This is a genomic window from Desulfobacula phenolica, from assembly GCF_900105645.1.
GTDB lineage: Bacteria > Desulfobacterota > Desulfobacteria > Desulfobacterales > Desulfobacteraceae > Desulfobacula > Desulfobacula toluolica.
In genome coordinates this window covers 357004-369606 of the sequence record NZ_FNLL01000001.1, presented here as the reverse complement: position 1 = coordinate 369606, position 12603 = coordinate 357004, and the positions used below count along the sequence as shown (strand labels likewise).

Here is a 12603-nt window from a genome sequence, read left to right as displayed (position 1 = left end):
TTCTGTTTTCAGCTCCTTATGGTCTCGACATGAAGAACAGCACTGATATAACCCTCATCTCTCCCATCCCTGGAGATGGCAAGACGTTTGACAAAAACAATATTTTGGGATGTTTCCACAAGATACAAATATGCTGCTAACTGGGATAATTTTATTGACTTTAACTTCATTTCAACCAGGGATAATTCAATTTTTGACGCCTTATCCAAAGAGGACGACGGTTTCATATAATCAATATTCCCATCAAGGCCTGCTTTAACGGCAAGCTTTTCAAGAAATGCAAACAATGTAAATGCTTTCTCTCTCTGGGAATTTATTTTTTTTAAATTGTTATTCTTATTTAAGAAGCTCTCATATTCCGACTTTAAGCGGTTAATTTGCACAAGCGCTGTCTTTTTGGATGCCAACTGCCGCTCAAAAAGCTTTTTTTTTTCTGTAAACGGAGCTATTCCAAACTGATACACGATGACGGCAAGTATTAGAATACAAGCAAAAAAAACAGAATACCTTTCCCGCCGGTTCATTCTTAAAGCCAAAGTATACTTTCTCCTAAGATTTAAATTCAGAGTACAATCTTCAGATTAAACTTCACACGTTTATCTGTTTTGTCCATTGAGGCCGACTGTATATCAACACCTCTAAACAACGTAATATTTTCAAATTTATTTTTCATATTATCAATGGTATTGAATTGATCCGCACTTCCGCTTAAAAGCAACTGATCTTCTGTTCTGACAAGTCGTGAAAAAACGATATCTAAAGAAGGCGGTAAGGATTTGCTTATTTCATTTAACACATCAATGCAAAGCAGATGCTCACCCAAAAAATTTGTATTTTTATTTTCCTGTAAGGCAGAAACTTTAACCTGCATTTGATGGACCGGATCAACAATTGTTTTTACATCCGGAAAACACGATTTAAAAACTCCAATGACCTTTTTGTCAAGCTGCTCTATACTGTTTTGCATCCGGTTAATCTGTATAATAGGATTAATCGTCCATGCCAGAAAAAGCAAGACAGACAAAACAGCAACCGCTGTTATATTAAATTTGTTTTCCTGATAAAACAATGTAAAATTCGAAACCTGGCGGCTGAAATTAAATATTTCAGCACCTTTTATTTCGTTGATACCCATGGCAATTGCATTTTGATAAAAATTGGTATGAGAGTCAGAAAATTGTCCTGATACAAAAGATAGCTTTTCAAGCTTGAAAAGATCAAATTCATGAACCGGTACAGCCATTTCTTTTTCGATATCACCACAAAGCTCTTTTAGAAAAGAAGCGGTTCCCGATATAATAATATCTTTGAGTTCAAGCTGATTGCCGATTGATTCGTTAAAGGACAAAAATGTATGGATAAGATTTGTTTTTACGGACCCAACCGGGTGACCGGAATCCAATAAAAAAGCTCTGCTAAAAGCCATTTCACCAAACCGCACTAAATGGATGGATGCCATAAGGGGTTCTGCATGAATAAAACAATAAAAGTCAGGTAGGTCTGCCGTTCCGGCATATACAAAGGCGGCTGCATAACCGCTTCCGACCGTGACCACATCAGGATGAACACCACACTGGTCAAAAAGGTTTTTGAACGGTTCCAGACAACTATTTTGTATGCCTGCAACCCCTGCCATATTAGTGTCCATAGAGCTATTAAAATTTTTATGAAGCATACAAAAATCAGCTTCAATCTCTTCAACCGGCCATGGCAGATAGCGCTCCAGCTCAAAAGAAAAAATCCGGCTGTTTTTTTTTCTGTTTTTAAATGGCAGGTCGATTGTTCTGAAAAAAAAACAAATACCTGGAATGCTTATAATACATCTGTCATACCGGGTATTCATTTTTATAAGGATTTGCTTAAGTGCGTCCTTAACCTCCTGAAAAGAGGGCGCTCCGTTTGTTTTTTGACCATTTGTGTTCTGAGCAATCGTGATGCAGGCTGCCTCAACGACACGAATCCCCTTAAGGCCATGGCTTAATAAAACAGATGCAATCTGATTCTGTTGAATATCAATTGTCAACACTCTGCTGCTCATATTTTTTTCCACAAAAAGGCAAATAGGAAGTTTAAGCTGATTTTATATCCTCTAACTTAGTTTTATGCAACCCTATTCAATAATTCAATTATCTGATACAAGCTGTGAAATAAACTTGAAAGGTTTGATTTCCAGCGATAAAATAATTTTATATGAAAGTCTTGAAAAATCCAAACCATGACTTTCCTGTTTTATTGTGGGCAAACCAAGGTGAAATAGCATGTCTGCCCGTGGCAGTTATTTAAAGAAACAAAATGGCTCGATAGAGGACAAAAAAAAAATGGTTAAAAAAACAGTGACCAATATCAGGGGTTTTTCTTTGATCGAATTAATGGTTGTCATTGTCATCCTTGGCATTCTTGCCGGAATGATCATGCCCAAGCTGATGGGAAGAACCGACGACGCAAAGCAGGTAAAAGCACAGGTTGATATTGCAGCCCTTACTACGGCGTTGCAGCTTTACAAACTGGACAATGGAGACTATCCCACAACCGAGCAGGGGCTTAAAGCCCTGATTGAGCCGCCGGACAAAGAAGAAGGTACGGGTAACTGGAAAAAGGGCGGGTATCTTGAAAAATCAACTCTGCCAAAAGATCCCTGGAAAAGGCAGTTTATATACCTGAGTCCTGGAATTCACGGAGAATATGATATCATCTCCTATGGGGCGGATGGCGTGCCGGGCGGAGAAGATAAGAACAAGGATATTAAAAGCTGGGAAATTGAATAGAATATCACCCCATTCCGGTTTCACACTAATGGAGCTGATTGTGGTTCTCTTTATCATCAGTATCATGATGACATTTGCTGTTCCTGAATTCAGCGGGAAAATTTTCAGAAGTGATACTGAAACCACCTTGAACTGGATTATTTTCAATGTCGGCAAATTAAAAACAGAATCCCGGCATCAGGGAAAAAATCTGTTTATGTGCATACGCCCGGACACAAACACCATAAGCATCAAAGAAACCCAACCTGATCCTGACATATCAGACGGCGAAACCATTTGTGAATTTTTACTGCCCGAAGATGTCCGTCTTGACGGAGTCGACTTCAATGTCCAAGGGCAGGAAGCCGACAATGGCCTATGTATTCAATTTTACAAAAAAGGATATTCGGATCATGCAATCATCCATATTTCAGACAATGACGGAAACACTTTTTCATGTTTAATCCAACCTTTTCTTCAAAAAGTCAACATTTATGAAAGATATATTCAATTTGACTAACTGCCAAAGGCAGACCGGGTATTTCTCCTTGATTTGCCCACAAAAAAACACAAAAGTCGCTGTTTGGATTTTTGAAGGTTTTCATATAAAAGCGAATCAAAAAGGGTTCACCCTTCTTGAAATCATGGTGGCTGTTTCCATTATCGCCATTGCATTTACAAGTGTAATAAAACTTCATACCCAGACCGTAGCCATGAATATTGCTTCAAATTTTTATGCCAAAGCACCGCTTCTTGCCCAGAGAATAATCGCGGAATGGGAAACCGGCATGGCAACTGATACTACCCCCTTGGCCGTAAGTGATTACCTGAAGGACTTCCCGGGTTTCGCCTTTGACATAAATCATGAAGCGCTTGCTTTTGAAGATCTGTATTCCGGGAACCCGGATGACAATGACAGGCTGCTTGTTGAAATTGTCTGTACGATTCTCTACAACCATGGTGAATATCATTACACCGCCAAATCCTTAAGATTCATATCCCAATGACAAAATCAAAGATGACAAGATCAAACCGGCATAAGGGATTCACTCTGATCGAAGTCCTGGTGGCCGTCACCATCTTTGGCATAGCCGTTTCAACGCTGTTTGCCTCATTTAATATCATCATATCCCATATTGATCCCATTAACACGGGGCTGGATGATTATGAAATGGCCCAGGCTGCCATGGACAGAATCAAAAAAGATCTCATGTCTCTGTGTCTGACCCAAGACCCCGTATACAGACCCCCGGACATGGAAGGATCGGATGATCCGGACCGGTTCAGGTTTGTATCAAAAACCATTTCTCTTGATGGAAATTCTTATACTCAACTGCGGTTTGCATCATTTGAACATATTGCTTTTAACCGGGGTCAACAAAGCAGGATTGGAATTATCAACTATTATGTGGAATCTTTGGAAAATGGAACCATTGTTCTGAAACGCTCTGATATCGGATCTGTTTTTTTTGATGATAGCCTGGAAAATAAAACCAAACATGATCCGCTGTTATGTGAAAGGGTAAAGGCATTTGAGCTGATTTTTATAGATCAGGACGGCAAATCCCATGAAGACTGGGATTCTGATTCCTCTGATTTTGATTATGCCACTCCTTATGCCATAAGAATCAAACTTGTGATTCAAAAGCCAGGAAGATCGGGTGAAAAATCAGGAGAACGATCAAATAGTTTTTCCACTACCCTTGTATTGCCTTTAATAAGGGAAAAAAATGAATCGTAAAATTCTTGTAAACATATTGAAAAATGAAAACGGCGTGGCCCTGCTGATAACGCTTTCCATTATTGCCATTCTTCTTACAATCTCACTGGAACTTAATCGTCGGGTTAAAATCAGAACCATTGCAGCACAAACCGGTAAAACAGACTATTGTTTAATGGAAATGGCCGAATCCGGCATCAATGTAGCAAAAGCCGCCCTTGTGAAAGATGCGAATCAAAATCATATTGATTCGGTTCAGGAGGAATGGTCGGATACTGAAGTCCTGGACAAAATAATACACTCCCTTGCATTTGATGAGGGTGATATCAAATTAAAAATTAATGATGAGATGGGTAAACTTCAGATCAATGCTTTGATCAATAACTATCCCGGCCATGAAGTCAATCAGGATCAAAAGCAGATCTGTGAAACTCTTCTGTCCTTTTTTATCAGCAAAGACAAGTCTGAAGACAAAAGAGATCCCAGGCAAATCACAAATTGCCTCATTGACTGGTTGGACGACAAAGATGGAGATATGATCACGGGAATTTCAGGTGCGGAATCCTCCTATTATGAATCCCTTAAAACCCCTTATAGATGTGCCAACAGGGAATTTTTTGATTTAAATGAACTGTTTTTTGTTAAAGGCATATCAAACAATTTACTTTCAAAAACAGAGAATATTGACTCTCTGTTTTTTGATCAAAAAGATCTGAAAAAAGAATTGCAATTGGATGACCTGTTCACTGTTTTTGGTGCTGAAAAAAACAAGAACAGCAAAAATAAACATTATCAATTTTCAGGAAAAATAAATATTAATACCGCCCCTATCAAGGTTATTGCGGCAATTCTTCCTTTTGACAAACAGGATCTTGCAGAAAGTATCAGTGAATACCGTCTTATGAAACCGGATGAGGAAAGCGGCTATGCCAATGACCTGTCCGTTAAGAACTGGTATGCGGGTATTGCAGGTTTAACCCAAAAGGAAACAGAACAGATAGCGAAAACAGTCACCTATTCAAGTGATATTTTTTCCATAGAATCCCATGCCCTTTTAAAAGGAAGATCTCTTGTTTTAAAAAGTTTTGTCAAAAGACAAAAGGATAAAAACGGCAAATGGTTTTGCAAGACACTCAGACAGCAGATTGATTAAGTATTGGGTATTAGGTTCTCTGGGTATTGAGGATTATCAGAACCCAAAACGAGGCAATCACCCTGAAAAAACGACCGTCACCTCTGCACGTCTTTCAAAGGTTTTCTGTTTTGACATTCCTTTTGCTGAAAATCGATATTTCCCTGGGGATGCTATTTTAAATATGGACGGCTTAAGCCCGGAATTTATCAGCAGATGAACAATATTTGCCGCCCTTTTTGCACCCAGTTCAAAATTGGACGGATATGTTTTATTTTTAATGGGAACCGTATCTGCATATCCGTTTACAAGAATTTTAACGTCATAAGGTTTTAAAAAGGTTGCCAGTTTTTTAAAAAAAGATTTGTATTCGCCTGCAACATCGGCACTGCCGCTTGAAAACAGAATCGGCAGTATGGTTTTCATTTGAAGACATGTACCTGTTCCGACTATTTCCACCCAGTCGCCCAAATCCGATTTATTTATGGCTGCCTGAAGATCTGATTTACTGATCTGATTATCATTATTGTTTAAATCAGCCACACTTTTATGCTCAATCAGGGCCGGGGGTTTCAGAATAGCCGATTTTTCAGGAAGAGGATTTTCAGAACCGTTTTTTTTCAAAATATTCTCAACCAGGCTCTGCTTATTATTTTTGGAAACTGCTGCAGAATAATACCGCACAAGGGATTCTATCCTGTTTTTGTTTTTATGCAATACATCCTTCTTTTTTTCTTTTATTGTAATTGCGTCTTTGAGTTTTGAAGATACGGTTCGTCCTGAATCCCGGATTTGATTTATTTTTAACACCAACCAGTCAATATCTTTTTCAACGACTTTTATCTGATGATCAATCACTTTAAGTTCTTTATTGTGAGTCTCAATTTTTTTAATCAACTCTTTTATTGAGTAAAAATCCCCGTCAAATAATTTTTGTTCCTGAAACCCTGCACTCCAAACAAGGGAAGGCAAACCCAGGTATATGATCAATAAAAAAATCAAAACACCTGTCATAAGCTTATGGTTAATCAAACGATATCCCATTCCAACCTCCAATAACTGTATGATTTAATGCTATTTTCAAGCGTAATTTTGCATTTGTGATTCCATGATCACCCTGATAAATTTCCATAATTTCCGCACCCCGGAGCCATGATTGGGTCTGAACCCGAATTGCATCATGAGTTATAATGCCCCGTCCTGATTGCATAACGGCGTCAACATAAACCCCATGGACCTTTTCCGCAAGCTGCCGATATCCATCTGCAACAGCAGCTCTTTGGGCCATTAAAACAGCCTCTGCTTTTGAAAGCGCGTTTTCAGGTTCAAGCCCTTTGCCGATGACCTGGAATGCAACCATTTTTTGATCATACCCCTCGCCACCTGCCATACCACATATATTACCCGGGCCTACGGCAATGGAAGAGATGTTAAACCTGCTGCATCCTGAAAAAAACAAGACGGAAAAAAAAAGTCCACATACCATAATGCTTGTTTTTTTCATTTTTCTTCCCTATTTTAAAAAAAATTCCCAACCAACAAACCGGAAGCAAACCCATTTAACATTGATTCCCGACATTTTTTTATGGTACTGATAGCAATCGTCAGGAGTTGCTGTTAACTTTAATCCGTACGGATCACTTCCATGATAAATTGTCATTATAAAAAAACACAACTAAGAGGCAACATATAAAAACAAGACTAAAAGACCATATAATAAAGACCACATGATAAAAATCATGCCTGAATATTACAAATACCTGTTGACATACACAATGGTTATGGTTCAATTCTTTTTCATCGCACCCATCAGCACAATAAATGCGGATGAAGGGATTGGAAAATACTATATAAGATATGATGTTAAATCATCAAAAAACAGAATAACAAATGATAATTTATTGATGGTCCCGGCAGAAAATGATTTCAGGGCGGAAAAATTTTCTCGAATTTCCACGGCAGGCTTGATATCTACCACTCCGGGAGAATCAAAAACATCTATTGAAAAGCGGATCAGAGAAAATTCTTTAAAAACAATTCTTGCCAATAAGGGGCTCAAATCCGTAAAAACAAAAGGCTATGACACAGTTATAAGCTATGAGGGGATCATCATACCCCCTTTAATTATCCTGAAAAATACTTACCATGAGGATCAGAATAAGCATTTTTATGAAGTTCAAATTGAGTTTTGTCCCATTGCTTTTCCGGATAAATGGAAAAACCTTAATATAAAGCATAAAATCAAACAGATATTTTATGACTTTTTTCAATTGTTAAAATAATGAAAGGTCATATCAATATAATTAGATTTCCAGAGACAAATTTCAAATCGACAGCGGGGACAGATTTGAAATCTGTCCCCAAGCAAAAAGGACAGATCAAATGAATAAAGCCCAGTTAAAAAAAATAAAAGACACTATTTTAAAAAAATCCCCCCTGGTTTTTGATCAGTTGAATAAACAACAAAAATCAGACCTGTTTAAATTTAATGAAACCTATAAACAATTTCTTAATAAATCCAAAACCGAAAGAGAGGCTGCCCGGCAAATCATTACGGCTGCAAAGGCCAGAGGATTTGTTGATATTGATACTTTGCTTAAAAACAAAACAAGCTCTGCAAAAAAAGTTTATAAAGTTTTTCAGGGGAAGTGTGTGGCCCTGGCTGTTTTGGGAAAAGAACCACTTGTCTTTGGTGCCAACATCATTGCTTCCCACATTGATTCACCCAGGCTTGATTTAAAGCAGAACCCCATTTATGAAGATTTGAGCATGGGATTGATGAAAACACATTATTACGGTGGGATTAGAAAGTATCACTGGCTGGCCATACCATTGGCACTCCATGGAACAATCATCAAATCCGATGGTGAAACAATCGATATCACAATTGGCGAAGACCCGGATGACCCGGTTTTCACCGTGACCGATCTTCTGCCTCACCTGGCCGGAAAAATCCAGGCAAACAAAAAATTATCAGACGCATTTGAAGGGGAAAAATTAAATCTGATTGCCGGAAGCATACCATTGGGAAGTGATGAAGAAAAAAACCGGTTCAAATTAGGGGTATTAAATCTTTTACATGAAACATATAAGATTACAGAAGAAGATTTTGTCAGTGCGGAAATTGAAGCCGTACCTGTAGGAAAAGCAAAGGATGTCGGATTTGACAAATCAATGATAGGGTCCTATGGCCAGGATGACAGGATATGTGCTTATACAAGCCTTGAAGCATTACTGGATCAGCAATCTTCTGATAAAACCGCCATTGCCATGTTTTTTGACAAAGAAGAGATCGGCAGTGAGGGAAACAGCGGAGCAAAATCCAGCTTTCTTGAAGATTTTATGTCTGATTTGCTTTTTATCAGTAACCAGGATACGGACAACCGCTCTCTTAGAAAAGCCCTGATCAACTCATCTTGTCTTTCTGCCGATGTAAATGCTGCCATGGATCCTGATTTTAAAGAGGTTCACGAAAAATTAAATGCTGCAAAACTTGGATTTGGTATCTGTATGACAAAATTTACAGGTGTGGCAGGAAAATCCGGATCAAGTGATGCAGGTGCAGAGTTTGTGGGCAAAATCAGACAAATATTTAATAAAAACAACATTGTCTGGCAAACAGGAGAACTGGGGAAAATAGACCAGGGCGGCGGCGGTACAGTGGCAAAATTCCTTGCCAAATACGGAATGAATGTGCTGGACTGCGGCCCTGCGATTCTTTCCATGCACTCACCGTTTGAAGTTGCAAGCAAGGCGGATGTATACATGACATACCTTGGTTATAAAGCCTTTTATGCTGAAAACAGATGAATTTTTTAAAACAAATACCCATTATTTTAATATGAAACTCTGCGCAACATACTGCCACAATAAAAATTTCAATTTTTATTGTGGCAGACAAATCTGCCATGTGGACTTACATGAAAGTCCCGACAAACCAGGTATTAACTTTCACCTTTTATTCCCGGCAAACCCAGGCAAAATATCAGATCTGCTCACAGCAGTTATAATTAGCTTGATCCTCTGCAGCGTCGGTCTATTGGCTCCGCCCTGTATTGTTGCAAAAAATTTGCCCGCAAGCATTGTTGCCGCAGATGATCCTATCGGCATTGTATTAGCCGATGACCAAGGAAATATACTGTATAGTCAAAACAAGGACCGACAATTTATCCCCGCCTCTATTTTAAAAATTCTGACCAGCCTTGCCGCCATTAATATCCTTGGACAAGACTATCGTTTTTCAACTGCTTATTTTTTTGATAAAAACTCAAAAAATCTTTATATCAAAGGCTTTGGTGACCCTTTATTGATTTCAGAAGTCATTGAAAAGCTGTGCTTGGACATTATTTTAACAACAAAAATCAAACAAATTCACCATATCATTCTTGATCCAACATATTTTTCAGAACAGATAACGGTTCCCGGCAAAAGCAATTCTTTAAATCCCTATGATGCCCCTGTCGGTGCCTTATGTGCCAATTTCAACACAATTATGTTCAAATGGAGTTCAAAACAAAACAGGTTTGTCAGTGCGGAACCACAGACACCGTTGCTTTCAGTCTTTTATGACGACATTAACAGATCAGGCCTCCGAAAGGGCAGAATAATTCTTTCAAAACAGCAAAGCCTCTTGTATCCGGGTCAGTTGATCAAATACTTTCTTGAAAAAAATCATATCAAAATCACCGGAGATATTTTACAAGGAAAAAGGGATACCAGAAAACTTGATATCAAAGAAAAAGACAAACACCTTTTTGTGTCCCCTTTTGAACTAAAAGAGATTGTTAAAAAGCTGTTGACATACTCCAGCAATTTTATTGCAAATCAATTATTGTTAACCATTGGGGCAAAGACATATGGGACACCTGCCACACTTGAAAAAGGAGTTAACTCGATTCTGGATTATTCTATAAACCATTTAAAAATCAGTCATCTTACTCTTTCAGAAGGATCAGGCCTGTCAAGAACAAACCAAATCTCTCCAGACCAGATGCTGAAGAGTCTTATTGAATTTATGCCGTTTTATTCATTATTAAACTGCAAAAAAAATGACTTTTTTAAAACCGGTACACTCTCAGATGTCAGAACCCGTGCAGGATATATTATGGGAGATGATCATCGGCTTTACCCATATATAATCATGGTGAACCAAAAAAATAGAGGCTATAAATCCATTCTAAAAAAACTGATCGTTAAAATTTCTCAAATAACAAATCAAAAAAACAAATAGAAAAAAGCTGATTTAAGAACCCAAATTCAAGAACCCTTATTTAAGAAATAACAGCCTTTTCAATATAAGCGTAAGCACTATGGTTATGGATGGATTCAAAATTTTCCGCGCTTACGGAAAACCAGGTAATATTGTCATCCTCCATCAGGGCTTTGGCTACATCTCTTGCTATATCTTCCACAAACTTGGGATTATCATAAGCTTTTTCCGTGACAAATTTTTCATCTTCTCTTTTCAAAACTGAAAAAATATCACAGGATGCACAGGCCTCAACAAGTTCAACAATATGTTCAATCCAGATCAATCGTTTAAACCGCGTACTGACCAGCACTTCTCCTCGCTGATTATGTGCCCCGTATTCACTTATTTCTTTTGAACAAGGACATACGGATGTTACAGGAACAGCAACGGTTAAGACAATATCCGTATCTGTTTTTCCGTTTGAAGACCCAATTATGGAGCAGGTATAATCCATCAAGCCTTTTGAACCGGTTTCCGGGGATTTTTTCTCAATAAAATAGGGAAAGGTGATCTCAATATGGGATGATTTGGCACCAAGAATCTTCTTCATATCTTCAAGGATATTTGTGATGGATTCCAAAGATACCTTTGTCCTGAACAGATGCAAAATTTCCACAAACCTGCTCATATGAGTTCCTTTGCACTGATGGGGCAGATCCACATACATACTGATCTGGGCGACGGTAGACTGAAGTCCCGTTGTTTTATCCAGAACTTTAACCGGGTATTTCAATCCCTTTATCCCAACCTTGTCAATTGGAATATTCCTGTAATCAGGTTGATTTTGAATGTCTATCATTTTTATTTTCTAAAAGATAATCAAGGGCAACATTGCTCATTGCCCTGAATATATTGCCTTTTATGTGTTTATTATGTTTATACAATGTTTCAAGTAAATTTTTTATTTCACTGCGTTTTGTCTTGTTTGCACTGGGGCAATTATTTTTAAACTCCGGCAAATCAAACAATTGGCCAAACCGTATAATATCTTTTTTCTCAACATATGCCAAAGGCCGAATGATATCAATAGCACCATTAAAAAAAGATTGCCTGGGTTTCATGGTACCAATTTTACCGGCATAACAGATGTTAATAAATAATGTCTCAATAATATCATCTTTATTATGACCCAAGGCAATTTTTTTACAGCCCTGTTCTTGTGCAATCTCAAAAAGCCTTTTTCTTCTCAACCAGGAACACAAAAAACACGGATTTGCCCTGTTTTCATCTGAATGGGCCAGCACACCATAATCTTTGTATTCAATTTTCAGGGCACCATATGCAGTCTCTACATAGTTTTCCAGATCTTTTGCAAATGACCCTTCAAACCCGGCATCAATGTGTACGGGCAGAAGTTCAAATTTTATTGGTGCCTTTTTTTGCAGGGCAAATAAAATTTTTAAAAGCGCCTGACTGTCCTTACCACCGGACAAACCGACCAGTATCCGGTCATTTTCAAGGATCATATCCCAATCATGAATTGCTTTTCCTACGGCACGATTGATTCTTTTTTGAAGCCCGGTTTTCAATCCTAACCCTATAATTTATTCGGCTTCGGGTTTCTTTTTTGCCACAATCCTGTTTGCCGCAATCTCTCTTAACACTGTCACAACATCCTCATTCTTGGATGATTTCACCAGCAGATCCGCTCCTTCTCTGACCTGCCTGATTCTTTTAGCAGCCAGATGAACAAGGGTAAATCTATTGTCTACATTTTTCAAACAATCTTCAATGGTAACTCTTGCCAAAACGCATC

The 12603-nt window shown here is 38.2% G+C and carries 15 protein-coding genes; 8 read left to right on the top strand and 7 right to left on the bottom strand.

Annotated features, from left to right (window positions below; translation table 11 throughout):
- Positions 1 to 8: 8 nt before the first annotated feature.
- Positions 9 to 536, bottom strand: a complete 528-nt coding sequence (locus BLT94_RS01600; protein ID WP_139168960.1) for a type II secretion system protein M — start codon at positions 534 to 536, stop codon at positions 9 to 11.
- Positions 537 to 562: 26 nt separating this feature from the next.
- Positions 563 to 2038: a pilus assembly protein PilM gene (gene pilM / locus BLT94_RS01595; protein WP_092229768.1), complete on the bottom strand. Its 1476-nt coding sequence runs from the start codon at positions 2036 to 2038 to the stop codon at positions 563 to 565.
- A gap of 280 nt (positions 2039 to 2318) precedes the next feature.
- Here pilM and gspG point away from each other — a divergent pair, with 280 nt between their 5' ends.
- Genes gspG through BLT94_RS01570 form a run of 5 tightly spaced genes read left to right on the top strand, consistent with a single transcriptional unit; the run spans position 2319 to position 5617 of the window.
- The gene (gene gspG / locus BLT94_RS01590; RefSeq protein WP_014956894.1) at positions 2319 to 2765 is read left to right on the top strand and encodes a type II secretion system major pseudopilin GspG; all 447 of its coding nucleotides are present in this window, start codon (positions 2319 to 2321) and stop codon (positions 2763 to 2765) included.
- Complete coding sequence (locus tag BLT94_RS01585; RefSeq protein WP_175530235.1) at positions 2758 to 3264, top strand: pilus assembly FimT family protein; 507 nt, start codon at positions 2758 to 2760, stop codon at positions 3262 to 3264. Before gspG ends, BLT94_RS01585 begins: the two co-directional genes overlap by 8 nt.
- Before the next feature lie 28 nt (positions 3265 to 3292).
- Complete coding sequence (locus BLT94_RS01580; RefSeq protein ID WP_175530234.1) at positions 3293 to 3751, top strand: type IV pilus modification PilV family protein; 459 nt, start codon at positions 3293 to 3295, stop codon at positions 3749 to 3751.
- Positions 3748 to 4485 carry a PulJ/GspJ family protein gene (locus BLT94_RS01575; RefSeq protein WP_092229762.1) on the top strand — a complete coding sequence of 246 codons (738 nt, stop codon included), beginning with the start codon at positions 3748 to 3750 and terminating at the stop codon, positions 4483 to 4485. The genes BLT94_RS01580 and BLT94_RS01575 overlap by 4 nt, the downstream gene beginning before the upstream one ends.
- Positions 4475 to 5617, top strand: coding sequence for a type II secretion system minor pseudopilin (locus BLT94_RS01570; RefSeq protein ID WP_092229760.1), 1143 nt, complete (start codon positions 4475 to 4477; stop codon positions 5615 to 5617). The genes BLT94_RS01575 and BLT94_RS01570 overlap by 11 nt, the downstream gene beginning before the upstream one ends.
- 57 nt (positions 5618 to 5674) lie before the next feature.
- Here BLT94_RS01570 and BLT94_RS01565 read toward each other — a convergent pair whose 3' ends face one another.
- Together BLT94_RS01565 and BLT94_RS01560 are read right to left on the bottom strand one after the other, a co-directional pair.
- Entirely contained in the window at positions 5675 to 6640 is a 966-nt protein-coding gene (locus tag BLT94_RS01565) for an OmpA/MotB family protein (protein WP_092229758.1), read from the bottom strand.
- A complete protein-coding gene (locus BLT94_RS01560) occupies positions 6621 to 7100 on the bottom strand; it encodes an LPP20 family lipoprotein (RefSeq protein ID WP_092229756.1) in 480 nt (159 codons plus the stop codon). The genes BLT94_RS01565 and BLT94_RS01560 overlap by 20 nt, the downstream gene beginning before the upstream one ends.
- Before the next feature lie 235 nt (positions 7101 to 7335).
- On the opposite strand from BLT94_RS01560, the gene BLT94_RS01555 reads away from it, so the two are divergent.
- The 3 genes from BLT94_RS01555 (at position 7336) to BLT94_RS01545 (ending at position 10826) form a co-directional block, all read left to right on the top strand.
- Positions 7336 to 7878 carry a hypothetical protein gene (locus tag BLT94_RS01555; protein ID WP_092229754.1) on the top strand — a complete coding sequence of 181 codons (543 nt, stop codon included), beginning with the start codon at positions 7336 to 7338 and terminating at the stop codon, positions 7876 to 7878.
- Positions 7879 to 7978: 100 nt separating this feature from the next.
- On the top strand, positions 7979 to 9406 hold the full coding sequence (locus tag BLT94_RS01550; protein ID WP_092229752.1) for an aminopeptidase: 1428 nt from the start codon (positions 7979 to 7981) through the stop codon (positions 9404 to 9406).
- A gap of 205 nt (positions 9407 to 9611) precedes the next feature.
- Positions 9612 to 10826 carry a D-alanyl-D-alanine carboxypeptidase/D-alanyl-D-alanine-endopeptidase gene (locus tag BLT94_RS01545; protein WP_175530233.1) on the top strand — a complete coding sequence of 405 codons (1215 nt, stop codon included), beginning with the start codon at positions 9612 to 9614 and terminating at the stop codon, positions 10824 to 10826.
- A gap of 40 nt (positions 10827 to 10866) precedes the next feature.
- Here the strand turns inward: BLT94_RS01545 and folE2 are convergent, their stop codons facing one another.
- Genes folE2 through rpoZ form a run of 3 tightly spaced genes read right to left on the bottom strand, consistent with a single transcriptional unit; the run spans position 10867 to position 12595 of the window.
- Complete coding sequence (folE2, locus tag BLT94_RS01540; protein WP_092229748.1) at positions 10867 to 11646, bottom strand: GTP cyclohydrolase FolE2; 780 nt, start codon at positions 11644 to 11646, stop codon at positions 10867 to 10869.
- Complete coding sequence (locus BLT94_RS01535; RefSeq protein ID WP_092229746.1) at positions 11621 to 12376, bottom strand: ATP-binding protein; 756 nt, start codon at positions 12374 to 12376, stop codon at positions 11621 to 11623. Before BLT94_RS01535 ends, folE2 begins: the two co-directional genes overlap by 26 nt.
- A gap of 15 nt (positions 12377 to 12391) precedes the next feature.
- Complete coding sequence (rpoZ, locus tag BLT94_RS01530; RefSeq protein ID WP_014956882.1) at positions 12392 to 12595, bottom strand: DNA-directed RNA polymerase subunit omega; 204 nt, start codon at positions 12593 to 12595, stop codon at positions 12392 to 12394.
- Positions 12596 to 12603: the final 8 nt, after the last annotated feature.

Excerpts from the sequence above, each read along its gene's own strand:
- gspG (WP_014956894.1), top strand. The coding sequence starts at position 2,319 with ATGGTTAAAAAAACAGTGACCAATATCAGGGGTTTTTCTTTGATCGAA.
- BLT94_RS01560 (WP_092229756.1), bottom strand. The coding sequence starts at position 7,100 with ATGAAAAAAACAAGCATTATGGTATGTGGACTTTTTTTTTCCGTCTTG.
- pilM (WP_092229768.1), bottom strand. The coding sequence starts at position 2,038 with ATGAGCAGCAGAGTGTTGACAATTGATATTCAACAGAATCAGATTGCA.
- BLT94_RS01570 (WP_092229760.1), top strand. The coding sequence starts at position 4,475 with ATGAATCGTAAAATTCTTGTAAACATATTGAAAAATGAAAACGGCGTG.
- BLT94_RS01550 (WP_092229752.1), top strand. The coding sequence starts at position 7,979 with ATGAATAAAGCCCAGTTAAAAAAAATAAAAGACACTATTTTAAAAAAA.
- BLT94_RS01555 (WP_092229754.1), top strand. The coding sequence starts at position 7,336 with ATGCCTGAATATTACAAATACCTGTTGACATACACAATGGTTATGGTT.
- folE2 (WP_092229748.1), bottom strand. The coding sequence starts at position 11,646 with ATGATAGACATTCAAAATCAACCTGATTACAGGAATATTCCAATTGAC.
- BLT94_RS01575 (WP_092229762.1), top strand. The coding sequence starts at position 3,748 with ATGACAAAATCAAAGATGACAAGATCAAACCGGCATAAGGGATTCACT.
- BLT94_RS01565 (WP_092229758.1), bottom strand. The coding sequence starts at position 6,640 with ATGGGATATCGTTTGATTAACCATAAGCTTATGACAGGTGTTTTGATT.